At 71.6% G+C, this 23,699-nt stretch carries 17 protein-coding genes; 9 read left to right on the forward strand and 8 right to left on the reverse strand.

Translation table 11 applies throughout. The annotated features are described in order from the left end of the window. Positions 1 to 724: 724 nt before the first annotated feature. The 3 genes from AB0B66_RS33230 to AB0B66_RS33240 form a co-directional block, all read right to left on the reverse strand. Entirely contained in the window at positions 725 to 3,361 is a 2,637-nt protein-coding gene (locus AB0B66_RS33230) for a GNAT family N-acetyltransferase (RefSeq protein ID WP_360537464.1), read from the reverse strand. Positions 3,362 to 3,503: 142 nt separating this feature from the next. Continuing rightward, on the reverse strand, positions 3,504 to 3,911 hold the full coding sequence (locus tag AB0B66_RS33235; protein ID WP_360537466.1) for a four-helix bundle copper-binding protein: 408 nt from the start codon (positions 3,909 to 3,911) through the stop codon (positions 3,504 to 3,506). A gap of 196 nt (positions 3,912 to 4,107) precedes the next feature. Beyond that, positions 4,108 to 4,749: a DUF305 domain-containing protein gene (locus tag AB0B66_RS33240; protein ID WP_360537468.1), complete on the reverse strand. Its 642-nt coding sequence runs from the start codon at positions 4,747 to 4,749 to the stop codon at positions 4,108 to 4,110. Positions 4,750 to 4,920: 171 nt separating this feature from the next. On the opposite strand from AB0B66_RS33240, the gene AB0B66_RS33245 reads away from it, so the two are divergent. The 4 genes from AB0B66_RS33245 to AB0B66_RS33260 all read left to right on the forward strand — a co-directional run bounded on the left by AB0B66_RS33245 (position 4,921) and on the right by AB0B66_RS33260 (position 9,985). Then, positions 4,921 to 5,970, forward strand: coding sequence for a hypothetical protein (locus tag AB0B66_RS33245; protein ID WP_360537470.1), 1,050 nt, complete (start codon positions 4,921 to 4,923; stop codon positions 5,968 to 5,970). After that, on the forward strand, positions 5,931 to 7,019 hold the full coding sequence (locus AB0B66_RS33250; protein WP_360537532.1) for a glycosyl hydrolase family 65 protein: 1,089 nt from the start codon (positions 5,931 to 5,933) through the stop codon (positions 7,017 to 7,019). The genes AB0B66_RS33245 and AB0B66_RS33250 overlap by 40 nt, the downstream gene beginning before the upstream one ends. Positions 7,020 to 7,098: 79 nt before the next feature. After that, positions 7,099 to 7,305: a DUF1918 domain-containing protein gene (locus tag AB0B66_RS33255; protein ID WP_360537472.1), complete on the forward strand. Its 207-nt coding sequence runs from the start codon at positions 7,099 to 7,101 to the stop codon at positions 7,303 to 7,305. Between the two features lie 109 nt (positions 7,306 to 7,414). Beyond that, positions 7,415 to 9,985, forward strand: a complete 2,571-nt coding sequence (locus tag AB0B66_RS33260; protein ID WP_360537474.1) for a cation-transporting P-type ATPase — start codon at positions 7,415 to 7,417, stop codon at positions 9,983 to 9,985. Here the strand turns inward: AB0B66_RS33260 and fdhF are convergent. Further along, on the reverse strand, positions 9,957 to 12,617 hold the full coding sequence (fdhF, locus tag AB0B66_RS33265) for a formate dehydrogenase subunit alpha (protein ID WP_360537476.1): 2,661 nt from the start codon (positions 12,615 to 12,617) through the stop codon (positions 9,957 to 9,959). The two genes, AB0B66_RS33260 and fdhF, sit on opposite strands and share 29 nt — an antisense overlap. After that, a complete protein-coding gene (locus AB0B66_RS33270) occupies positions 12,614 to 14,263 on the reverse strand; it encodes an NAD(P)H-dependent oxidoreductase subunit E (RefSeq protein WP_360537478.1) in 1,650 nt (549 codons plus the stop codon). The genes fdhF and AB0B66_RS33270 overlap by 4 nt, the downstream gene beginning before the upstream one ends. A 455-nt stretch (positions 14,264 to 14,718) precedes the next feature. On the opposite strand from AB0B66_RS33270, the gene AB0B66_RS33275 reads away from it, so the two are divergent. Next, complete coding sequence (locus AB0B66_RS33275; RefSeq protein ID WP_360537480.1) at positions 14,719 to 15,873, forward strand: CBS domain-containing protein; 1,155 nt, start codon at positions 14,719 to 14,721, stop codon at positions 15,871 to 15,873. A gap of 56 nt (positions 15,874 to 15,929) precedes the next feature. On the opposite strand, the gene AB0B66_RS33280 is transcribed toward AB0B66_RS33275, so the two are convergent. Continuing rightward, complete coding sequence (locus AB0B66_RS33280) at positions 15,930 to 16,568, reverse strand: response regulator transcription factor (RefSeq protein ID WP_360537482.1); 639 nt, start codon at positions 16,566 to 16,568, stop codon at positions 15,930 to 15,932. 208 nt (positions 16,569 to 16,776) lie between these two features. Between AB0B66_RS33280 and AB0B66_RS33285 the strand changes: the two genes are divergently transcribed. Further along, on the forward strand, positions 16,777 to 19,314 hold the full coding sequence (locus tag AB0B66_RS33285; RefSeq protein WP_360537484.1) for a cation-translocating P-type ATPase: 2,538 nt from the start codon (positions 16,777 to 16,779) through the stop codon (positions 19,312 to 19,314). 17 nt (positions 19,315 to 19,331) lie between these two features. Beyond that, positions 19,332 to 20,225, forward strand: coding sequence for a universal stress protein (locus AB0B66_RS33290; RefSeq protein WP_360537486.1), 894 nt, complete (start codon positions 19,332 to 19,334; stop codon positions 20,223 to 20,225). A 27-nt stretch (positions 20,226 to 20,252) separates the two neighbouring features. On the opposite strand, the gene AB0B66_RS33295 is transcribed toward AB0B66_RS33290, so the two are convergent. After that, entirely contained in the window at positions 20,253 to 20,783 is a 531-nt protein-coding gene (locus AB0B66_RS33295) for a hypothetical protein (RefSeq protein ID WP_360537488.1), read from the reverse strand. A 415-nt stretch (positions 20,784 to 21,198) separates the two neighbouring features. On the opposite strand from AB0B66_RS33295, the gene AB0B66_RS33300 reads away from it, so the two are divergent. Beyond that, positions 21,199 to 22,035 (forward strand): universal stress protein, encoded by an 837-nt coding sequence (locus tag AB0B66_RS33300; RefSeq protein WP_360537490.1) that lies wholly within the window; start codon positions 21,199 to 21,201, stop codon positions 22,033 to 22,035. A 68-nt stretch (positions 22,036 to 22,103) separates the two neighbouring features. Beyond that, complete coding sequence (locus AB0B66_RS33305) at positions 22,104 to 22,532, forward strand: CBS domain-containing protein (protein ID WP_360537492.1); 429 nt, start codon at positions 22,104 to 22,106, stop codon at positions 22,530 to 22,532. Positions 22,533 to 22,639: 107 nt separating this feature from the next. Here the strand turns inward: AB0B66_RS33305 and AB0B66_RS33310 are convergent, their stop codons facing one another. Next, positions 22,640 to 23,644, reverse strand: coding sequence for a nitroreductase (locus AB0B66_RS33310; protein ID WP_360537494.1), 1,005 nt, complete (start codon positions 23,642 to 23,644; stop codon positions 22,640 to 22,642). Between the last annotated feature and the right edge of the window lie 55 nt (positions 23,645 to 23,699).

The raw sequence follows: 23,699 nt of genomic DNA on the forward strand, positions 1-23,699 counted from the left end.
TGTCGAATGTCGGCCTCCCCCGCCATGTCGCGCTAGGAGGAGCGGCCGGATACGCCGCCCGTCCACCGACTGAGAGGACCGTCCATGGACCAATCGTCGTTGACGGCTTTGGCGACCCAGCTGATGTACGCCGCAAGCCATTCATCCAGTGGTCGTAGTAGCCAAACGGTCTATGGAGGGCAAACTCGCCTGCTGCGACAGGCCGTCTTGGCCTTGCGCGCCGGCGAGTGCCTGGCTGAGCACGAGAACCCGGGCGAGGCCACCTTGCAAGTGTTGCGGGGACGGGTACGTTTGGCAACCCAGGACGCCTCATAGGAAGGCGTCAGCGGAGATCTGCTGGTCGTGCCGGACAGCCGTCACACGCTGACCGCGCCCGAGGACGCCGTTGTGCTTCTCACCGTCGCCAAGCACACGTAGCCAAGCCTGTCGCGTCGCTCGTGCTTGCGCCAGGCGGGCTACGCGCCGCCGAGCTCGCCAACCCCACCGTCATCGTGTCAACCTGGGCGAGCAGAGTGTCGGGTTCGGCACGATCCGCGACCGGCCGTGCGGTGCGGACGGATTCCTGGGCGTCACCCAACGGTCACCCGCCGCCGATATGGCTACCCGCATCACCCTCTGCCGATGTCCGCCGACTTCTCGCGGTGAACGATGGCGAAGGCGTAAAGGACCAGCCCCGCAATTGCCGGCAAGTCGGCACCGCGCGGCCGGAAATCGGTTACCCGCCCTATTGGGACAGGCGGCGTTGGTCGGCTTCCTGCTGCTGGAGGGCATGGGACAGGCGCAGCTTGGCGTCCACGACAAGTACTCCTTTCGAGTCGACCGACACCGGGTTGAGGTCGATCTCGGCGACTTCTGGCAGGTCTTCGGCAAGCCGACCGACACGCATCAGCAGGTCCTCCAGTGCCGCGGTGTCGGCTGGGGCGCTGCCGCGGTAGCCGGTCAGCAGCGGGGCGGCGCGAAGACGCCGCCACAGGGCCGCAGCGTCGCGGTCACTGACCGGCGTCAGCTGCCACGCACGGTCGTCGAGCAGGTCGGTGTAGACGCCGCCGAGTCCGGCCATCAGCAGAGGCCCGAACATCGGGTCCAGCACGACCCCGACGACGACCTCGACACCCCCTTCATGCATCGGCTGCACGAGCACGGCCCCGCCGCCGGTGGCTGCGGTGACCTGCTGGTAGGCGGCGGCGACTGCGGCCTCGTCGCGCAGGTCCAGGCACACCGCGCCGAGGTCGGTCTTGTGCACGACGGCCGGGTCGGCGGATTTGACCACGACCGGGTAACCGATCGCCGCGGCCGCGGCAAGCGCATCGGTTTCGCTGCCGGCAGTGCGTGCCGGCAGCGTCGCGATCCCGTATGCGGCCAGCAGCGCCTCAACGGTGACCGGCGGCTGCCAGCCGTCGCCGTGATCCAGTGCCGCTGCGACGACATCGCGGGCGGCGGTGGTGTCGATACCTGCCAGGGCGGGTTGTGTACCGAGCGGCCGGCTGCGCCAGCTTCCGTAGCGGACCGCATGTGCCATCGCGCGGACGGCCTGCTCCGGCAGCGGATACACCGGGGTTCGACGGGCTCCGACAGCGCACGGCAGGTCTGGCGCGCCGACCGCCACGACCGCCGTGGGCACCTTCGCGACGCTGTCGGCGGCGGCTGCGGCGGCGGCCAGCAGAGCCCCGACGTCGTTGGCGGCGGTGGCCACCACCACCGCGATCACCGCGTCGACCTGCCCGCTTTCCCCAACGCTGGACATCATGGTGTTCAGCTGGCCCGGGGTGGCACAGGCACCGAGATCCACAGGGTTTCCCACCTGCAGCGGCGGCAGATTCAGGCCTTCGGCGGCCGCGGTGTCGGCGACCAACGCGCACAGCCCACCCGCGTTACCGACGACCGCCAGGCGCGGACCCGCAGGCAGCGGCTGGTCGATCAGCATCCGGGTGGCGTCGAGCAGCTCGCCGAGGGTGTCGACACGGATGACACCGGCCTGGGCGAACAGGGCGTCCACGTAGGTGTCCGGTTGCGCGGCCGCGGCGGTGTGCGAGCCGACCGCTCGGTCACCGGCGGGTGTGCGGCCGGCTTTGACGGCCAGGACCGGTTTGCGGCGGGCGACGGCGCGGGCCAGGCGGGCGAACTTGCGGGGGTTGCCCAGCGATTCCAGGTACAGGGCCACGGCCTGGGTGTCGGGATCGTCGTACCAGTAGGCGAGCAGGTCGTTACTGCTGACGTCTGCTTTGTCGCCCAGGGACACGAATGTCGACACGCCGGCGCCGGTGTGGGCGGCGTGTTCGAGCACGGCGATGCCGACAGCTCCGGACTGCACGGCGACTGCCAACCCGCCCGGGGTGGCTGCCGCGCCTGCGGCGAAGGTCGCGTTCAGGCTCACGCCGGGGTCGGTGTTGGCCACGCCGAGGCAGTTCGGACCGATGATCCTCATGTCGTGGTCGCGGGCGATCCGCACCAGATGCCGCTGCAGCGCGGCACCGGCCGGTCCGGCCTCGGCGAAGCCCGCCGACAGGATCACGGCCCCGCCGGCACCCGCTGCTGCGGCATCGGCAAGCACCTGCTCGACCGTGGCCGCAGGCACGGCGACCACCACCAGGTCCACCGGCTCACCGATGTCACCGACGCCCGCGAACGACGGCACCCCCGCAATGTGGTCGGCGTGCGGGTTGACGGCGTACACGCGCCCGGTGAACCCGCCCCGCACGATGTTCGCCAGGACCTCATGCCCTACGCCGCCGGGGGCGCGGCCCGCGCCGACGACAGCCACCGAGGCGGGTGCCAGCAGCCGGCGCAGCGACAGACGCTCGGCGGCACGTTCGCGCTCGTCGACGGCGGCGATCGCGGCGGTGTCAGGATCGGTGGACATCCGCACGATGACGGTGTCGGGGTCGCGGCTGCCGGCAACCGGACGGGCCAGATCGGTGACAACCTTCAGCATGCGCTGGTTGCCAGGCAGCACCTCGCCCACCAGCTCCCGGATTCCGGCGCGGCGTGCGTGTTCGGCGAGGTCCTCCATCAGCAGGGTGCCGATGCCGCGGCCCTGCCAGTCGTCGGCGACGAACACCGCGAACTCCGCTACGCCGGGCCGGTCGGTGCGCTCCCAGGATGCGACGCCGATGACCTGGCCGCGGTGGCAGGCCACGTGCACGGCGTGATCGGCGCCGGCCGGACGTGTCAGCCGTGTCACCTCGTCGTCGACCTGGCGGTTGCTGAGGTACCCGAAGCGCATGCGGCGGCTGGCGTCTGAGGCGCTGCGGTAGAGCCGCGCCAGTCCGGCCCGGTCTTTTTCGCCGGCCGGGCGCAGGTGCACGATGGCGCCGTCGGCGGCCAGGCAGTCGCAGCCTATGGCCGATGCTGCCATGATCATGGGATGATGATCTTGGTCAGGTCGCTGCTGGTGTGCCTGCCGGCCGGGCTGCCGGTGCAGTCCATGAGCGCGACGGCGCGTGGATGAGACGTGGTGCCGGTCCCTGGGCCGCGGCACCCGGCACTAGCCGAAGCGGAGTGCTTCATTGCATCGCTGCCAGCAGTTGCCGACAGGCTGCCTCGCAGTCCCGGCACGCCTGCGCGCAGATCCGGCAGTGCTCGCGCAAGTCGGCGTGGCGCTCGCACTCGTCGGCGCAGGATTTGCAGGCCATGATGCAGGCCTCGAGCAGGGTGCGGCTGATGTTGGCGTCGTAGCCGGTGTGCCGCGACAGCACCCGGGCGGTGGCCTGGCAGATGTCGGCGCAGTCGAGGTTGGTGCGGATGCATTTGGCCAGCTCGGCGATCATCGGCTCGCTCAGGCAGGTGTCAGCGCTTGCGGTGCGTGCCTCGCTACACGAGATCAACGAGTCGATCGCTGACGCGAACTGGCGCCGGTCAAAGTTGATCTCCAGCGGGTTCGTTTCGAGCATAGGCATGGTCACGTTGGTCACAGCGGTCTCCTTTGCTCGGTACGGCCCAGCTGCACCCCGGCGGATCTGCTTCCATCACAATGCGGGCTAGCGGGGTGAAAGTGCAGGTGCGGCGGCGGGTTGCCCGGGGGGCCGACCTCCAGCTCGGTACCGCTTGCCGAAGTCGTGAGTTGCACGAGCACAAGTGCAGGAGCCGGGGCGGGCACGTGTGAGCTGGTTAGCTGGTCGGGCTCGGGATGGCGCCCAGCATCTGGCGCATCTGCTCGATCTGCGCGGTCTGGCTGGCTTGGATCTTTGCGGCGAGCTGCTTGACGGCCGGGTTCGCGCCACCGGCGATCTCGGCCTTGGCCATCGCGACCGCGCCCTCATGGTGGGCGATCATCATCTGCAGGAACATGCGGTCGAACTGCTCGCCGGTCATGTTCTGCATCCGTCCCATGTCGGGCATCGGTCCCATCGACGGCATCATGCCGCGGCCCATCGGCGGCGACATCGACGGCAGTGCCATGCCGGGCCCCATCGACGGCACCGGCTTGCCCCACTGCTGCAGCCAGGCGCTCATCTGCTCGATCTCGGGCGTCTGTTCCTGCTCGATCTCGACGGCGAGCTGCTTGACGTCGGCGTCGGGGGCTGTGGCGGCGGCCATCCTGGACATCATCAGCGCCTGCTGGTGGTGGACGATCATCTGCTGCAGGAACTGGACGTCGGTGTCGTTGAACTGCTGCGTCGGGCTCGGCTGCGCCACCGCAGCCGGGTGCGCCGGTGCGCTCTGCTGGGTCCGGGTACCGGCGCAGCCGGCCGTCGCGCCGGCGGCGAGCACGACTGTGGTGAGCACCGCAAGGCTTACGGCACGAAACATGTCGACCTCCCCGGTTTGAGTCACCTCCATCACCCTAAATCCGAAAAGCCTTTATATACGGGGGTTCGATGGAAAGTCACGGGTGGGTCAACAGCGCCATAATGCGGTCGCCGCCCGGGCGTCGCCGTACCCGGCTGCCGGTCTGACACCCCGGACACCGCTGAGCTGACCGTGTACCGCACGGAACTCGACCTGCGTAACGGAGTGCTGACCAGAGTGCTCCGCTTCCGTGACGAGCAGGGCCGCCACACCGCCGTCCGCCAGCGCCGGCTGGTCCACATGGACGACCCCCACCTGGCCGCGCTCGAGACCGTCTTCACCGCCGAGGACTGGTCAGGCAGCTTGGAGGTGCGGTGCGGCATCGACGGGACGGTGGTCAACGCGAACCTGCCCGAAGACGCGCCGCTGGCCAAGGTGCACCTCGCACCGGAGTCGGCGACGGCCGACGGTGACACGGCCGTGCTCACGGTCGCGACCACGCAGTCACACGTGCGTGTCGCCATGGCCGCCCGCACCGTCGTACGCGACCCGATCGGGCGGACCGTGGCGGTGCCGCGGACGGCATCGCTGACACCGCAGGGATTCGCCGGCCAGGTGCTGCACTGCGAGCTGGCACAGGGGCAGCCGCTGACGGTCGAGAAGGTCGTCGCCGTGGCCACCTCCCGCGACCCGGCCGTCAGCGAGCCCACGCTGGCCGCCCGGGAGGCGGCCGCTGCCGCCGGCGGGTTCGCCGAGCTGCTGGCCGCGCACGAGCGGGCGTGGGGCACGCTCTGGGAACGGTTCGACCTGGCCGTCGACGCCGGCGACGAGGTGGTGCTGGCGCTGCGGCTGCACACCTTCCACCTGCTGCAGACGCTGTCGCCGCACACCGCGCAGCTCGACGCCGGAGTACCGGCGTGCGGGCTGCACGGTGAGGGCTACCACGGGCATGTGTTCTGGGACGAGATGTTCGTCTTCCCTGTCCTCAACCTGAGGCTTCCGGCGCTGTCGCGGGCGCTGCTGCTCTACCGCTGGCGGCGGCTGGACGCCGCCCGCCGGTCCGCCCGCCGCGCTGGGCGCAGCGGCGCGATGTTCCCCTGGCAGAGCGGCAGCGACGGACGCGGGAAACCCCCACCGAGCTGTACGACACCGCGGCCCGGCATTGGATCCCGGACTGCTCGCACCTGCAGCGCCACGTCGGCATCGCCGTCGCCTACGACACGTGGCAGTACTACCAGGTGACCGGCGACATCGACTTCCTCGCCGAGTACGGCGCCGAGATGATCATCGAGGTCGCGCGCCACCTCGCCAGTCTGGTCGAATACGATCCCGACGACGGCCGCTACGGCATCAGCGGCGTCATGGGCCCGGACGAGTACCACACCGCCTACCCGGAAGCGACCGAACCAGGGCTGCGCGACAACGCCTACACCAACGTGATGACGGCCTGGGTGCTCTGCCGTGCCCTGGACGTCATCGCGCTACTGGCCGGGCACCACTGCGGGCGCCTGTGGGTGCAGCTCGGCCTGGGCGAGAACGAGACCTGCTGGTGGGAGCGGATCAGCCGCGGCATGCGGGTGCCGTTCCACGACGGCGTCATCAGCCAGTTCGCCGGCTACGGGCAGCTGGCCGAGTTCGACTGGGACACCCACCGCAAGCGCTTCGGCGACCTCATCGGCATCGACGCGGTGCTGCGTGCGCAGGGAGACACCCCCAACCGCTACCAGCTGTCCAAACAAGCCGACGTCCTCATGCTGCTCTACCTGCTGTCCGCGGAGGAGCTGCGCGACGTGTTCGCCCGCCTGGGCTACCCCCTCGACGCGGCGACGATCGAGCGCACCGTCGCCTACTACCTGGCCCGGGTCGCGCACGGCTCCAGCCTGAGCCGTATCGCGCACAGCTGGGTGCAGGCCCGCGCCGACCGGGAGCAGTCCTGGACGCTTTTCACGCAGGCACTGCGCGCCGACCTCGCCGACACCCGGGGCGGCAGCACGCGTGCCGGAGTGCACCTGGGCGCCATGGCCGGCACCATCGACCTGGCCATGCGCTGCTACACCGGCCTGGAGACCCGCGACGACATCCTGTACCTGCACCCGCTGCTGCCCGCCGAACTACGGGCGTTGCACGTCGAGGTGCTCTACCGGGGGCACTGGGTCGTCATCGACGTCGACCACCACCTGCTGCGCGTAGGCCTGCGGCCCTGCAAAGCGCCCCCGATCCGGATCAGCTTCGCAGGCGCCGTCCACAGCCTCGCCGCCGGACGACACCGCACGTTCCCGCTGACCACCTGAGCGGCACCGGGCCGAAAGTCCCGGATCCACTGCGGTTGTTCCCTGCCGCGCCGGCCCGGTCCGGAGGGACAGTGGAGGCATGAAGGCACACGTCGGAGACCGCCTCGTGCTCGAGGCCATCCACGTCGGCGAGCCGCGGCGGGTCGGCGTCATCACCGAGCTGCGACATCGGGACGGGACGCCGCCGTACATCGTGCGCTGGCTGGACACCGACCGCGAGAGCATGGTGTTCCCCGGCTCTGAAGCGCGGGTGGAACCGCCCCACGCGCCACACCCGCCGCACTGACCACGACCGCAACCCAGGCTAGGCGTCCGAACCTCTGGGTGGGGCCACGATGAGCAGCGCTGAGGCGCGTCCTACTACCCAATCCGCATCGCACGCTTCCGTTGACACCATGGCGACCGGTCTCACCACCAGCGAGGTGACCCGCAAGCGTGCGATGTCAGGACCGAACACGCTGCCGGCAGCGCGGCGACCACCGGTCGCACTGCTGCTGGTCCGGCAGCTGACCCACTTCTTCGCTCTGCTGCTGTGGGCAGCCGCGCTGCTCGCCGTGCTCGCCGGAATGCCGGAGCTGAGCGTCGCGATCATCATCGTGATCGTGGTGAACGGCGTGTTCGCGTTCGTACAGGAATACCGGGCAGACCGCTCCGTCGACCGGCTGCGCGACCTCATGCCCGCCACCGCCGTCGTCCGCCGCGACGGCCACCGCCGGTCCGTGCCGGTCGCCGACCTCGTACCTGGTGACGTCGTGCTGCTGGAGGCAGGCGACAGGGTCAGCGCCGACCTGCGCGTCGTGTCCGCGGCCGCACTCGCAGCAGACGAGTCCCTGCTGACGGGTGAAAGCGTGCCCCGGCAGGTGACGGTGGGCGAGGATCTTTTCGCGGGCACCTTCGTCGTCGAGGGCGCCGCCGAGACGGTCGTCACGGCCACCGGCGGCCGCACCCGCCTTGCCGACATCGCCGCCATGACCCGGCAGGCGCACCGGCCGCCCAGCCCGCTCGCCGTCAGGCTGAGCCGGGTGGTGCGGGTCGTGGCCGTGACCGCGGTCGCGGCAGGGGTCGTGCTGTTCGGCGTCGGTCTGATGCTCGGGCTCACGCCACTGCAGGGGTTCCTGTTCGCGCTCGGTGTCACGGTGGCGCTGGTGCCCGAGGGCCTGCTGCCCACGGTGACGCTCGCCCTGGCCTACGGCGCGCACGCGATGGCCCGCCGCAACGCCCTCGTCCGGCGGCTGGAGGCGGTCGAGACGCTCGGTTCGGTCACGTTCATCTGCACCGACAAGACCGGCACGCTCACCTGCAACCAGATGACCGTCATACAGGTGTGGACCCCGAACGGCACCGCGCGGGTGACCGGGGAGGGCTATGAACAGCACGGACACGTCGACGCCCCGCCTGCGGTAGCCGCGCAGGTCCGCGAGCTGGCATATGCGGCCTTCCGGGCCTCGCGCGGACGGTTGACGCCGTATGAAGGCGGATGGCAGCCCCACGGCGACCCGATGGAGGTGGCTCTGCACGTGCTGGCCTTGCGTGCCGGCGTCGACGTCGACGCCCGCGCGCAGAGCGAGCCAGAGCAGCTCTGGATGCCTTTCGACCCGCGCCGCCTGCGCGCGGCGAGCCTGGCCGGCACCACCCTGTACGTCAAAGGCGCCCCAGAGCAGGTGCTGGCCGACTGCCGCGACGAGGACGCCGCACAGGCCGGGCTACAAGCCGCCCACGCGATGGCCGACCGAGGACTGCGCGTGCTCGCCGTCGCCCGCCGCCGCGACACCGCCCCGGCGGCCGCGGCCACGGCCGCCGAACTCGACCTGCTCGGAGTGGTAGGGCTGCTCGACCCGCCGCGCCCGGACGTCGGCGACGCCATCGCGGCCTGCCGCAGGGCCCACATCGACCTCGCGATGATCACCGGTGACCATCCGGCCACGGCCAAGGCGCTGGCGGCACAGGTCGGTCTGTGTGGCCCGGACCCGCTAGTGGTCACCGGAGCGCAGCTGCCCGCCACCGACGCCGCGCTCGGTGCGCTGGTCGATCACGACGGTGTCATCATCGCCCGCGTCACCCCGGAGCAGAAGCTGCGCATCGCCCGCGCCCTGCGCGCCCGCGGCCACGCCGTGGCGATGACCGGCGACGGCGTCAACGACGCCCCGGCGCTGCGCGAGGCCGACATCGGCATCGCCATGGGCGCCTCCGGCAGCGATGTCGCCCGCGAGGCCGCCGACCTGGTCCTGCTCGACGACCACTTCGCGACCATCGTCGCCGCGATCGAGACGGGCCGGTCCACGTTCGCCAACATCCGCCGGTTCCTGACCTACCACCTCACCGACAACGTCGCCGAGCTCGCGCCGTTCGCCGTCTGGGCGCTGACCGGCGGCAGCTTCCCGCTGGCCATAGGGGTGCTGCAGATCCTCGCCCTGGACATCGGCACCGACCTGCTGCCGGCCCTGGCGCTCGGCGCCGAGCCACCGAATCCGCGTACGCTCACCGGGCGGGCCCGCACCGGGCAGCTGATCGACCGCAGGCTGCTGGTGCGCGCCTTCGGTGTGCTCGGCCCGGCAGAGGTCATTGCGTCGCTGGGCGCGTTCACCGCCGTGCTGCTGGCCGGCGGGTGGCGCTGGGGCGACACACCGTCGGCCGGGCTGCTGGCCGCCGCATCAGGCACCGCGTTCGCCGCGATCGTGCTCGGGCAGCTGGCCAACGCCTTCGCGTGCCGCAGCGGAACCCGGCCGGCGCTGCTGCTCGATCCGCGCCGCAACCCGCTGCTGCTGTCGGCCGTGGCCATCGAACTCGTATTGCTGTGCGCCTTCCTCGGCGTGCCGGCCATCGCCGCGACCCTGGGCGGATCGTGGCCGCCACCGGCCGGCTGGGCGCTGGCCGCGCTCGCCATACCGGTGCTCCTGGCGGCAGACACACTCCACAAGGCGGTGCGCGCCCGCCGGATCACGTCGGGGACAGCCGCACCGCGGTGACCTTGTACTCCGGGCAGGAGGTCACCTCGTCGACCTCGGCGGAGGTCAGCAGGTTCGCGGCGACCTGCGGGAAGGCGAAGGCGAGAAACACCTGCCCGGGACCGACCTGCGCGGTCACGTGCGCCGCCGCCACGATGCTGCCGCGCCGGCTGCTGATCTCGACGTCGTCGCCGTTGCGCAACCCGAGCGCGGCCGCGTCGTCGGGGTGGATGTCGACGCACTCGCGGGGCTGCAGGGCCAGGTTCGCGGTGCGGCGGGTCATCGTGCCCGCGTTGTAGTGCACCAGCCGCCGCCCGGTGATCAGAACGTACGGGAACTGTGCGTCCGGCTGCTCGCCCGGCGGCAGCCACGGCCTGGCGGCCAGCTGCGCGCGACCGTTCGGGGTGGCGAAACCCCGCTGGTACAGGCGAGCCTCACCGGGGTCGTCGGGTGAACGGCACGGCCAGTGCAGATGGCCTTCGCGTTCCAGCCGTGCGTGGGACACCCCGGCGAACAGGGGCGCGACGAGGACGCATTCGGCCAGCGCCGCCGCGGGCGTGGTGCAGCCGAGGTCCCCGCCCAGCGCGGCCGCCACCGAGCGCAGGATGTCGAAGTCCGTGCGGGCCTGCCCCGGCACGTCCAGCGCGGGCCGGACCCGCTGGAACCGGCGGTCGAAGTTGACGAACGTGCCGTCCTTCTCCAGAAACGACGCCCCCGGCAGCACGACATCGGCCAGCCGGGCCGTGCCGGTCAGGAAGATCTCCTGGCAGATCACGAGGTCGCACGCCTGCAGCGCGGCCCGGACGTGGCCGCTGTCGGGGTCGGTCTGCGCGATGTTCTCACCGAACACCCACAACGCCTGCACCCGGCCGTCGAGGGCGGCGTCGAACATCTGCGGGATGCGCAGGCCCGGCCGCTGCGGCACGGGGTGACCCCAGACCTGCTCGCAGCGCTGCCGTGCATGTGGATCGTCGACGCGCTGATATCCGGGCAGCAGGTCCGGCAACGCGCCCATGTCCGAGGCGCCCTGCACGTTGTTCTGGCCGCGCAGCGGGTTCACCCCGCCGCCGTGTCCGGTGCCGACCGCGCCGCGCAGGATCGCCAGATTGGCCAGCGTACGCACCCCGTCGGTGCCGTGCGCGTGCTCGGTGACACCCAGCCCGTAGATGATCGACGGCATGGCCGCGGTGCCGTAGAGCCGCGCCGCTTCCCGCAACGCGCCGGCAGGCACCCCGCTGATCTGCTCGACCCGGTCGGCGGTGAACCACCGCAGCTGCTCCCGGAGCTCGTCGAGCCCGTCCGCGCGCTCGGACAGGAAGTCGGCGTCGACCCAGCCCTCGTCCAGCATGATCCGTGCCAGGCCGTTGAACACCGCCACGTTGCTGCCAGGACGGCCGGCCAGGTGCACGTCGGCTATCTCGGCAAGGGCCGTGCGGCGCGGGTCGACGACGACGAGCCTCCCCCCGGACAGCACCTGCTGCAGGATGCGTGCCCCGACCACCGGATGGGCCTCGGTCGGGTTCGCGCCCGCGACCAGGATGCAGTCGGCGAGCTCGATGTCGTCGGCCGGGTTGGTGCCGCCGGCCAGACCGAACGCGGCCGTGAGACCGGCGGCCGACGGGGCGTGGCAGATGCGCGAGCAGTTGTCGACGTTGTTGGTGCCGACGACGGTGCGCATCAGCTTCTGCATCAGGTAGTTCTCCTCGTTGGTGGCACGTGCCGAGGAGATCGCGGCCACGGCGTCGGGGCCGTGGCGTTCGATGACGGCGTGCAGCCGGTCGGCGATGAAAGCAAGCGCCTGGTCCCAGGTGGCCGGTTGCAGCTGCTGACCCGAACGGATCAACGGGGTGGTCAGCCGGTCCGGGGAGGTGGCGAAGCCGTGGGCGAAGCGGCCCTTGACGCAGGCGTGTCCGCGGTTGACCGATCCGCTGCGGTCCGGGGTGATCTCGGTGATCCGGCCGTCGGCGACGTGCACGGTCAGGGCGCAGCCGACGCCGCAGTATCCGCAGGTCGTGTCCACCGCCACCGCAGCCGGACGGGTGGCGCCCAGGCCCGCCTGGGTGATGGCGCCGGTCGGGCACGTGTCCACACAGCCGCCGCACGACACGCAAGCCGACTGCGCCCAGCTGCCCGCGCCCGGCGCGACGACGGTGTCGGACCCGCGGCCTGCCAGGGTGAGCGCGAAAGCGCCCTGCACGTCGTCGCACATGCGTACGCACCGCCCACAGGCGATGCACAGATCCCGGTCCAGGAGCACGTACGGATGGGAGTCGTCGCCGCCCAGCCCCCGGCCGGCGGCGGCGAACGCGTCAGGTCCGACGCCGAGCTCCGCGCAGCGGGCGGCCAGCTCGGTCGGCAGGTCCAACGCCGTACGCGGCAGCCGCTCCACGGTCAGCTCCAGGACCTGCCGGGCCATCGCCGTCACCTCGGGTTCGCCGGTGGTCACCACCTGACCGTCGGCGGCCGCCGTCACGCACGCGGCGACCACGCCCCGCCCGGCAAGGCGCACCAGGCACAGCCGGCAGCTGCCCGACGGGCTCAGCCGGTCGTCGTGGCACAGCGTCGGCACCACCGCCCCGGCCGCGCGGACCGCCCGCAGCACCGTCGCGTCGGCTGGCACGTCCACGACCTGCCCGTCGACGGTGACCCTCACGGCACCGCTCCGCCGAAGACCCGCAGCAGGCTGCGCACCGCCCGCGGGATGCTCCGGCCGAACGGGCACAGGCTCGCCTGCGCCATCAGCTCCAACAACGCGTCGTCCGCCGCGCCGGTGACCGGATCGGCGCACCCGCGCCGAGTGCCTTCGCGGCAGGGCGTGCAGGCCCCGCAGCTCTCCCGGGCGTAGAACCGCCACAGATGCCCCAGCAGCGCCGCGGGCGACACCGAGTCGTCGACGGCGATCACACCGCCGTGGCCAAGGGCGGCACCGGCGTCGTCCAGCGCCGAGGCCAGCAGCGGCACGTCGAGCTGATCGGGCCCGAGGAAGCCGCCCAGCGGCCCGCCGACCTGCAACGCCCGCAGCTCGCCGCCGGCCAGCCCTCCGCCGAGCCGGTACACGATGTCGCGCAACGGCGTGCCCAGCTCCACCTCGTACGCCCCCGGCCAGGTGAAACGCTCGTTGAGGCACACCACCAACGTCCCGGTCTCCGGCGCCCGGCCGAGCCTGGCGTAGGCGGCGCCGCCGTCGGCGAGCGCGGCCGGCACCGCCGCGAGCGTCTCCACGTTGTTCACCGCGGTCGGGCGGCCGAACAGGCCGTACTCGCTCGGGTACGGCGGGCGCGGTCGTACGCTGCCGCGCAGGCCGCTCATCGACCGCAGCAGCGACGTCTCCTCACCCGCGACGTACGACCCGGCGCCTGCCACCACCTCGACGTCGAAGTCGACCCCGCAGCCGTGCACCGCCCGGCCGAGGTGCCCGGCGGCCCGGGCCCGCTCGACGGCCTCGCACATGCTCCGGTACGCCTGCGGGTACTCCGAGCGGACGTAGACGAATCCTCGGGACGCCCCGCACGCCAGGCCGGCCAGGGCAAGGCCCTCCAGGACCCGGTCGGGTATGCGCTCCATGACCAGCCGGTCGGCGTAGGCGCCGGGGTCGCCCTCATCGCCGTTCGCCACCACGTAACGCTGGCCCGGACCGGCCGAGGCGACGGCCTGCCATTTGCGGGCAGCGGGGAAACCTGCGCCGCCACGACCCCGCAGCCCCGCTGCGGTCACCTCGGCCAGTACCCTCTCGACGGCGTCCGGGCGGCCGAGCAGGCGCGGCCACACCTGCCACGCAGGCTCAGCCGCCAGCCCTCGCAGCACGACCGAGTGGGTGACCGCCCAGGCCGGGATCCCGGGCGCACGCCGTGGCACGAGTCCGCTGAGCTGATCGGTTAGGTCGGCGCCGGCCGCCGGTGCGTCGCCGTCCAGCGCCGCCGGGCCGCCATAGCAGAAACCCAGGCAGTGCACCTCCTGCAGCGACACCGCGCCGTCGGCGCTGCATTCGCCAGCACGCACCCCCAGAACCTGCTCTACCTGGGCGAGGTGCCGGCCGCCGCCGGCGATGAAGCACGCGGTGCCAGCGCAGACCCGAACGTGGCGTGCCGCGGTCGGCGAACTCAGATCAGTGAAATACGTGGCCGTGCCGTAAGCAGCAGCCGCAGGCACGTTCGCCGCGGTGACCGCCACGTGCTCGCCGGTCGCGGCTGGTCGCCACCTGTCCAGGGCGCCGGTGTCGCCGGTGCGGGCGACCAGTTCCTCCAGGGCGCTGCGCCCCGGCCGCGGCGACGGCGGTCCAGCCGACGGGCGCTCGCTCATGGCGTGCGCCCTTTCGTGGCCGGGGGTACCGGAGGTGCGTGACAAGCCCAATGGTGCACGGGAGGCCGATCGAAGCCGTGGGTGATCCGCGTAGCGTGCCTACGCCGCGCCGCCGCGCCGGTGGCCACGAGGACTGCCGGCACCGTCGCTGACCCGTCCGCATGCACGACGCTCGGTGAATCGGCTGCCACCGTTTCCTCACCGCCCTGCGACACACCCCATTGTCTTCCGTTTCGCGAGCATGGGAGCACGAACGCCGCAGCTGCGCGATCACATGCCCCCATGCGCGGGCCATCCCGGCGGCCAGCCTGCCCACCAGGTCAAACTTCCCGCCGAGGCAGGCGGTGTGGCCCTGTCCGCAAGCGGTGGAACGGGGTCAAGGTTGACACGACACACCGTGCTCTCGCCCAAGGCCCAGCGAGGCCCAGTGGGTACGCCGAGAAAGGGCAACGCCGATGAACAAGCCGACAGTGCGTGAGGTCATGGTCACCGATGTCTTGACCGTTCCGCTGGACATGACCTACAGCGACATCGCCTACCTGCTGGCCCGCAACAAGATCAGCGCCGTGCCGGTCGTGGACGACCTGCGCCGCCTGGCCGGGGTGGTCTCCGAGGGCGACCTGCTACGACGTGTCGAATACCTGCAGGAGCCGGAAGACGCCACGCACATCCTGGAACGGCCCTCCCGACGCACATCCCGGGCCAAGGCCCAGGGCGCCGTCGCCCGACAACTAATGACTGCTCCCGCCATCACCGTCGCACCAGATGCCGGCGTGGCCGACGCCGCGCGCCTGATGGCCGACAAGCACATCAAGCAGCTCCCCGTCGTGGACCGGCAAGGCCGAATGGTCGGCATCGTCGCCAGGCGCGACCTGCTGCGCCTGTTCCGGCGCTCCGACGCCGACATCAGGACCGAGATCACGCAGTCGATCCTCGAACGGGCACTACACGTTCCGCCTGACGCCGTGCACGTCGACGTCGACGACGGCGCGGTCACGCTCACCGGTGCCATCCACCAGTCCAGCAAAGCCCAGATAGCAGTGCGGCTGACCGAAGCGGTCCCAGGCGTCACCACGGTGGTAGACCGGCTCACCTACGACATCGACGATGAGCAGAACCGCGCGGCACCTACCGAGCCATACAGGCAGCCCGCCAAGTACGTCGTCGGCGTCGACGGATCCGACGGCAGCCGCCACGCCCTGCGCTGGGCAGTCGCCGAAGCGGCCGCCGGCGGCGGATCTGTCCTCGCCGTCGCGGCATGGCACTGGGAAGGCGACCTGGCCGCGACAGTGGCAGCCGACGAACGCCGCCACCTGCAAGCCTTGCTCGCCCACGAGATCGACGCAGTACATGCACGCCAGCAAGGTGTCCCCATCACCACCGAAGTGGTGCGGGGCCCCACGGCGCAGGCGTTGACCGCCGCGGCCGCCGGCGCCGACATGCTCGTGCTCGGACAGCACGGACACAGCAGCGCCTTACACAAGGTGCTGGGATCGGTCACCGAGGCCTGCATCCGCAGCGCGCCATGTCCGGTGCTCGTCATTCCCAGCGGTCAGCAGGCAGCCGGCCACCACCAGTCGGAGCGCGCCAAGGCGCAGCCGGCCTTTTGAGGGCCCGCAACCGGACGTGATCGTCGACCGCTGCGGTTGGCGCCACCCGAGACGGGCTAACGTGGCCGTTCGGGCAGCTTCACGGCCAAGACCGCGGCCTGCGTGCGACTTTCCAGGCCCAGCTTGCACAGCAGGCTGGAGACGTAATTCTTGACCGTCTTCTCGGCCAGGAACATCTGTGCCGCGATCTGCCGGTTGGTCAGCCCGTCGGCGATGTACCCGAGGACCTTTCGCTCCTGCTCGGTCAGCGACTTCAGGTGCTCCGGCTCATGCCGGGGATCACGGACCCTTTCCAGAACCCGGCGAGTGACGGCCGGGTCCAGCAGCGACTGGCCCGCTGCTACGCGTCGCACCGCGTCGACGAGGTCAGTGCCCTTGATCTGCTTGAGCACATACCCGGCGGCACCTGCCATGATCGCGGCGAACAGTGCCTCATCGTCCTCGTACGACGTCAAGATCAAACCCTGGATTGCCGGGTCGACCGAGCGGATCTCACGGCAGACATCGATGCCGCTGCCGTCCGGCAACCGCGCATCGAGCACCGCCACATCCGGGCGTAGCGCAGGGATGCGCCGGGTCGCCTCCACCGCTGATCCCGACTCGCCGACGACCTCGATGTCACCGTCGGCCTGCAACAGCTCACGCAGGCCGCACCGGACCACCTCGTGGTCGTCGACCAGGAACACTCGGATCACACCAGCATTCTGCGCCTGCCGTGCGGGCTGGTGGAAGGACATGGCCGACACCTGCTCCCGCGGCCAGCCCTGCTTGCAGGCAAACGTGAACTCAAGCGACGCCCGCCACGACCGCGACGGTCGCCTTGGCGGCACCTGACCGGGACTTTTGTCCCGCTCCTACCGAGATTGCGCAGCTGTGCGGCCTTGTAGGCGTCACGCTGGTGGGATGACCGCAGCCGCCACCCAGGTCGAGGAGAAACCGCCCACCGGCCTCAGCGCGGAGCAAGTCGCCGCCCGGGCGGCCGCGGAAGGCCCCAACACCGTCGCCCGGCCACGACCGCGGCGCCTGGCCGCGCGGGTCGGCGCCCAACTGGCCGACCCGCTGGTGTCGTTGCTGCTGGCTGCGGGGGCTGTCACCGCGGTCCTCGGGGACTGGCCCGACACCGTCATCATCGCGCTGGTCGTGTGTCTGAACACCGCGATCGGGGTGGCGCAGCAGGTCCGCGCCGATCGGGCGATCGCAGCGCTGGACTCACTGACCGCGCCCACTGCCCGCGTCATACGCGATGGACACGAGACAGTGGTGCCGGCCGCCGACCTCGTCCGCGGTGACCTCGTCCGGGTCGAAGCCGGTGACATCGTGCCGGCCGACATGCTGCTGCATGACTCCTACCGCTGCCAGGCCGACGAGTCGGCGCTGACCGGCGAGTCGGTGCCGGTGCCCCGGCCCGCCGGAGAGGAACTCAGCGCCGGCACGGTCCTGGTGACCGGACGCGCGGTCGGCACCGTCGTGCGAACCGGGCCGCGCAGCGCCCTGGGCCGCATCGCGACGCTGGTAGCGAGCACGACCAGCGGTCCCACCCCGCTGCAGCGGCGCCTGGCTCACCTGAGCCGGATCCTGGGCGCGACCGTGGTGGTGCTGTGCCTGGTGGTGTTCGCCGCAGGCGTCGCCGCCGGCCGGCCGGTGCTGCTCATGGCCCTGATCGCGGTGAGTCTGGTGGTCGCTGCGGTCCCGGAATCGCTGCCCGCGGTCGTGACACTGGCACTCGCGCTCGGCGCCCGCAGAATGGCGCGGCACCGCGCCATTCCACGCGACCTGCACGCCGTGGAGACGATGGGCTCGGTAACCGTCGTGGCCGCCGACAAGACCGGCACCATGACCGAGGGACGGATGACAGTGCGCCGAGCGATCGCGGCAGGTGCCGACGTCACCGTCAACGGCACCGGCTACGAGCCCACCGGCGCATTCGCCCCCGCCGCCCCGCTGCCGCCGCCGCTGCTGGACCTGGCCCGCGCCGCGTTGCTGTGCTCGGACGCCACCGTGCTGGCCCCGACATCGGACAAACCCGCGTGGACCGCCGTCGGCGACCCCCTCGAAGCGGCACTGGTCACCTTCGCCGCCCGCTGCGGCATGGATCCCGCCCAGGTACGCCACGATGCCCCACGCCTGGCAGAACACCCGTTCGACCAGGCCACCCGCCAGATGACCACCGTGCACGCCGACGGCGACACCTACCTGACAATCTGCAAAGGCGCACCGGAGACGGTGCTGTCGGCTCCCGTCGTCGTCGACGATCCGGCCACCGACGCGGCCCGGCAGGCGGCCGGGCAGCTGGCCGCCGCCGGGTTCAGGGTCCTGGCCGTAGCCGCAGGCAGGTTCACGCAACCGAGCAGTCCATTGGCGCCGACGGGGCTGCGGGCGCTCGGGGTGGTCGGTGTCGAGGACCCCCTGCGCCCAGCCGCGGCGGCCACCGCAGGGGCGTTCCGCCAGGCCGGCATCCGGCTGATGTTGATAACAGGCGACCACCCGGCCACCGCCGCCCACATCGGCGCCCAGATCGGCATCTGGCAGCCCGGTGAGCCCGTCGGCGTCGGTGATCACCCCGAACAGGCCGGCCAGGTGCACGTGTTCGCCCGCACGCAGCCCGAACAGAAGCTTGACATCGTCGCGGCACTGCAGGGCGCCGGGCAGGTCGTCGCGATGACCGGTGACGGCGTCAACGACGCCCCAGCGTTGCGCCGCGCCGACATCGGCGTGGCCATGGGCGGCGGCACCGAAGTCGCCCGTCAGGCAGCCGACCTCGTACTGGTCGACGACGACCTCGCCACGATCACCGCTGCCGTGGCCGAAGGACGCCGGGTGTACGACAACATCCGCCGCTTCCTGCGCTACGGCCTGTCCGGCGGCGCCGCCGAACTCGCCGTCATGCTCGTAGGCCCGTTCCTGGGCCTGGGCGTGCCGCTGCTGCCCGGCCAGATCCTGTGGATCAACCTGCTGACCCACGGGCTGCCCGGTGTCGCCATGGGCGCCGAACCCGCCGAACCGGCAGTGCTGCGACGCCCGCCCAGGCCCCCCGGCGAGCAGGTCCTCGGTGCCGGCCTGGCACGCTCGGTACTGGTGCTGGGAGCGCTGCTGACCGCCGTCACTCTGCTGTGCGGCGTCTACGCTGCCGCCCGCGGCTGGCCCTGGCAGAGCATGGTGTTCATGACCCTCGGTCTGGCGCAGCTCGGCGTCGCGGTCGCGGTCCGCGCCACCCGCACCCCGGGCAACCGCTGGGCCAACCCCGGCCTGCTCGCCGCGGTGGCCGTGTCCGCCGTCGCGCAGCTCGCCGCCGTCATGCTCCCCGGGCTGCGAACACTGCTGGGCACCGAGCCGCTGACCGGCACCCAACTTGCCGTATGCGCAGCAGGTGCGCTGCTACCGGGCCTGGCCGCCGGATTGTGGCGCATCTTCGGCCCACGGCCGGCAACCGGATCGCGGTAAGCACAGGAGGTGACGCCGTGGCGGGCGACGAGGCAGGCCGCGCACCCGTGGTCGTCGGAGTGGACGGCTCTCAGCAGGCCTTCACAGCGGTGGGCCTGGCCGCGCACACGGCCGCCCGCCAACGCCGTGCCCTGCGCATCGTGCACGCGGTGAGCAGGCCGTTGCCGCATCTGAGCACCGGTACGCAGGCTCCGGCACAGGACGAGGTCCTCGCCCAGGATGACCAACGCATTTTGGCCGACGCCGCAGCACATGCCGCCGCGGCCGAACCCGGTTTGAAAACCGTCGCTGAGGTCGTCGTCGGCCCGCCGGCAGCGGCCTTGCTCGCTGCCGCACGCGACGCCTCGCTTCTGGTCCTCGGTGATCGCGGCGTGGGTGGGTTCACCAGCCTGCTACTGGGCTCAGTCGCGGTCCAGGTCAGCGCGCACAGCGATATCCCGGTCCTGGTAGCGCGAGGGCGTGCGCATCCGGCAGGACCGGTGCTGCTCGGTGTCGGTGACGCTCCCGAGGCCGCAGCGGCCATCGAGATGGCGTTCGTCGAGGCCGAGCAGCGCGGCGCGGACCTGCTCGCCCTGCGGACCTGGTTCGATCCGCAGCTGGAGGTGTCACACATGGCGCCGCTGCCCTACGACCCGACGCCGGCGCGCGACACCGAGCGGCAGCGGCTCGTCGTGGCACTGGCAGGGTCGCGTGCCCGCCACCCGGAGGTGAGGGTGCGTGAGGACGTGTGTGCTGGGCGGGCGGGGCAGGTGCTCGTCGAGCGCAGCCATGATGTGCAGCTGGTGGTTGTCGGTGCCCGGGGGCGGGGTGGGTTCACCGGGCTGTTGCTGGGATCGACGAGTCAGCAGGTGTTGCACCACGCCGACTGCCCGGTGCTCGTGGTCGCTCACCGGCAGCCGGAATCGACATGAGCGCCAGTGTCGGACGGGCGACACCGGTCAGCGGTCGCTTGTCATGCCGGCGTGCACGGCTACCGGGGCCGGGATGACGGAGGTTTCGCGCAGGTGCAGCGGGGACACCGGCGGCAGGCCGAGGGCGTGCCGCCCTGCTGCGATCGGGCCGGCGATCACGACGAACTGCGGGGTTCCGGTGCGGCCCAGCAGGAGCCGCAGGTGTTCGCGTGCGGCCGGGACCTGGCTCACCTGCGGGTGCACCGACATGACGAGGCCTGCACGTACGACGGCGGGCAGCAGCGCGCGTACGGTCTGCGCCGCGCGCCGGTGATCGTCGGGCTGGTCACCGTCGGTGCCGACGACGACGGCGACATAGCGTGCCGTGTCATCGAGCCCACCGTCACGGGATCGCGCTGGGCCGTCGCCTGTGTCGTGGCGCCAGAAGGTCACCGGACCGGGTACCGACGCTGGTGTGCCCGGCCGTACGGCGGCCGAATGCGCCGGCCGTGGCTGGTAGGGGTGGCCGGTGGCGATGGCGTCGTTGGCGGCGTCGAGCACTCGCGACAGCGTCCGCATGGAGGCCTCGCCATGGACGATCTCAGTCCACACACCATCGGCCTCTACCGCCCGAGCAAGTCCGTAGATGTCCACGCCCTCACCGTCGCCCCAGTCCCATTCCGGCGGTCAGGGTCGAAGTGAAGGCACTCACATGACTTTGGTCCCGATCTCCGTACGCGCACGCCGTGCGGTATCTGCTCGCGAGCACCGGGTGCGGGGTTCTACTGCCGCCGTGCCATCGCCGCGGCCCTGCGCGGCCGTGTCGGCCGACACCGGACAGTGGCCGCCAATGTCAGCGCCGGCGCGCAGTTTACTGCGCTACCGGTGGTCGTGAGACAGGCCGAAGGTCCTGCGCACCGACGCCCATGGACCCTGCCAACCACCCCGGCACTTGAGGTCAAATGAACTCATAACGCTTGGAAAGGGGAGCGCGATGTCCATGCTCGGATCGTCAGAGCCGGTCTTGGTCGGCGTCGACGGCTCAGCGCACGCCCTGCAGGCCGTGGGGCTGGCCGCTGCCGAGGCGGCAAGGCTTGACCTGCCGTTGGTCATCCTGCATGCCACAGCGCGGGCCGGTGAGGCGGCGTCCGGCGAAGGCGCCCGGATCCTGCACGATGCGGCGCAAGCGGCCCCTGACGGAGCCCACCCGCAGACGGTCCTGGCCACGGGCCCTGCCGCTGAGGTGCTGCTGCAGCACGCGACGAAGGCCGCACTGGTCGTGGTCGGGCACCGCGGCACCAACGCTTTGGAAGATCTTCTGCTGGGGTCGGTGGCTGCCCGTGTCGCGGCACACTGCCCCGTGCCGGTGCTGGTAGCCCGCGGCACAGCGCACGAATCCGGGCAGGTGGTGGTGGGTATCGACGGTTCGCCGCAGTCGCCCCGGATCGCCGAGGCGGCGTTCGCCGAGGCCGCGGCCCGGGCGGTGGACGTATCCGCGGTACACGCCTGGACCGGCCCGGTGTCTCGCGCCCCGGGCGACATGCTGCCCCTGGTCTACGACAAGGACGAGATCGAGGGCGAGGAGCAGCGGGTTCTCGCCGAAGCGCTGTCCGGGCTACGTGAACGCTTTCCCGACGTGACGGTGCAGGACATGCTCGTCAAAGGGCGTCCGGGCCCTGTCCTGGCGCACCTGAGCCAGACCGCGGATCTGGTGGTCATCGGGTCGAAGGGGCCGCGGAACTCGGCGAACCTGCTGCCGGGCTCGGTACGCCGCCACCTGCTGCACCACGCTGCCTGCCCGCTGCTGATCATCCCACGCGGCGATGGATGAACGACCAAACGCCGGCCGCGGCCCGAAGCAAACGACGGCGCTGCGAAGGCGCGAACGGGGGAGCACAGATGAACACGACTTCAGCAACCCGGCGTGACACCCGACGGGCCGGACTGGCCGGACGGGCCATCCGTGTGGTGATGACCGCCGCGCCGCTGTGCGTCAACAGCAACACCCTGCTCGGCGACGCGCTGGCCGAGATGGCGGCCGCATCGCTGCGACACCTGGTCGTCGTCGACTGCGCCGGCCGCTGCGCAGGGGTCCTCAGCGACCGCTGCATCGTCGCAGCGTGGGCCGCCGACCCGGAGGCCCTGACCTGCCAGCGCGTGTCCAGCCTGCTGGAAAGCCCGGCCGCGGTCGTCGACGACGCGACCGTCGCAGATGCGGCCAAGCTCATGCGCACCGCCGCCGTGGACGCCGTCGCCGTCGTCGACTCCCGCTGCGTGCCCGTCGGCATCGTCACCGGCAGCGACCTCGTCGCACTGCTGGCCAGGTGAACCCGTGAAGGTCACCCAGCCTGCCGATCACACGGCGCTGTGGGCCGTTCTCGTCCTGCTGCTGGCCGTCGCTGCCGCGTGGTGGCTGGTCGCGAACCTGTGATCGTTCAGGGTTTCGGGAAGCGGCCCTCGCGCACGACCCGCTCACCCGGAAGCCTGGGCGTCTGCGCTATCGGCGGCTGGTCGGGATCGGCCATCCCGAACCGCAGCACGAGCATCGGCTGCCCGACGCCGGCCAGCATCCGGTGCAGCACCTCACGAGTCGCCGGCACCTCGACCACGGAGCTCAGCGGCAGGACCGCGATACCGAGGTCGGTCGCCTTGAGCCAGCACGCCGACAGGGCCTCGCCCGCGCGCAGCCAGTCCTTCGGGCCGTCACCCGGCATGAACAAAATCATGTACACGTCGGCGCGGGAGTGACCTTCACCCACGGCCAACGTGCCGCGGCGGCCGAAGTCGCGGCCGGGCACGTCGGTGTGCGGCTCCCGTTCAGGCACGACATCGTCCGGGACACCGGTCCAGGCCGCACGGCGGCCTCCGATCCAATAGCCCATCTCCTCCCGCTGGTCGGGGTCGGCCAGGCCGATCTCGTTGGCGCGGGCCGCGGCGACGGCGAGGTCGTCGAGACCGTCGCCGGACAGCGGGTGCAGGTTGGCGCCCTCGGCGACGGCGGCCTGACGGATCAGTTCGATGGACTGTGCCGGTGGCGCCTGCTCTGCCGAGGGCCTCCGGTCGGTGTGGCGCTGTTCAGTAGCCTGCATCAGGCGCCGTTCCTGCGCCGCCGGGTTGTGGTGCCCGGTGACGGTGACCTGCGCGAGCAGGTTCGGGTGGGCGGGGTCGGGCAGGCGGTGCACGGCAGGCTCCCAGCCCGCCGCCCGCAGCGCCAGGCAGGCGTGCTGCAGTGCGGCGCCGCAGCTGATGGTCAGCAGCCGCCCGTCGGGGTCGGCAACGTGCAACTGCCTGCTGCGGTCTGCCCACAGTTCCAGTGCCTGCGGCACGCTGACCCACCGCCACGGCTGGGTGTTGTGCACCGACGGCGCCCGACCTGCTGCCGTCGCGGCCTCCTGCAGGGCCTGCGCCGCGGAGGCGGCCTGCTGAGCCGCATCGGACATGATCGCCGCCTTTCGCCGTGAACTTTTCCGCCAGTCTGTCAGCGCCGCCCCGGCG

The organism is Catellatospora sp. NPDC049111, from assembly GCF_040648615.1.
GTDB lineage: Bacteria > Actinomycetota > Actinomycetes > Mycobacteriales > Micromonosporaceae > Catellatospora > Catellatospora aurea.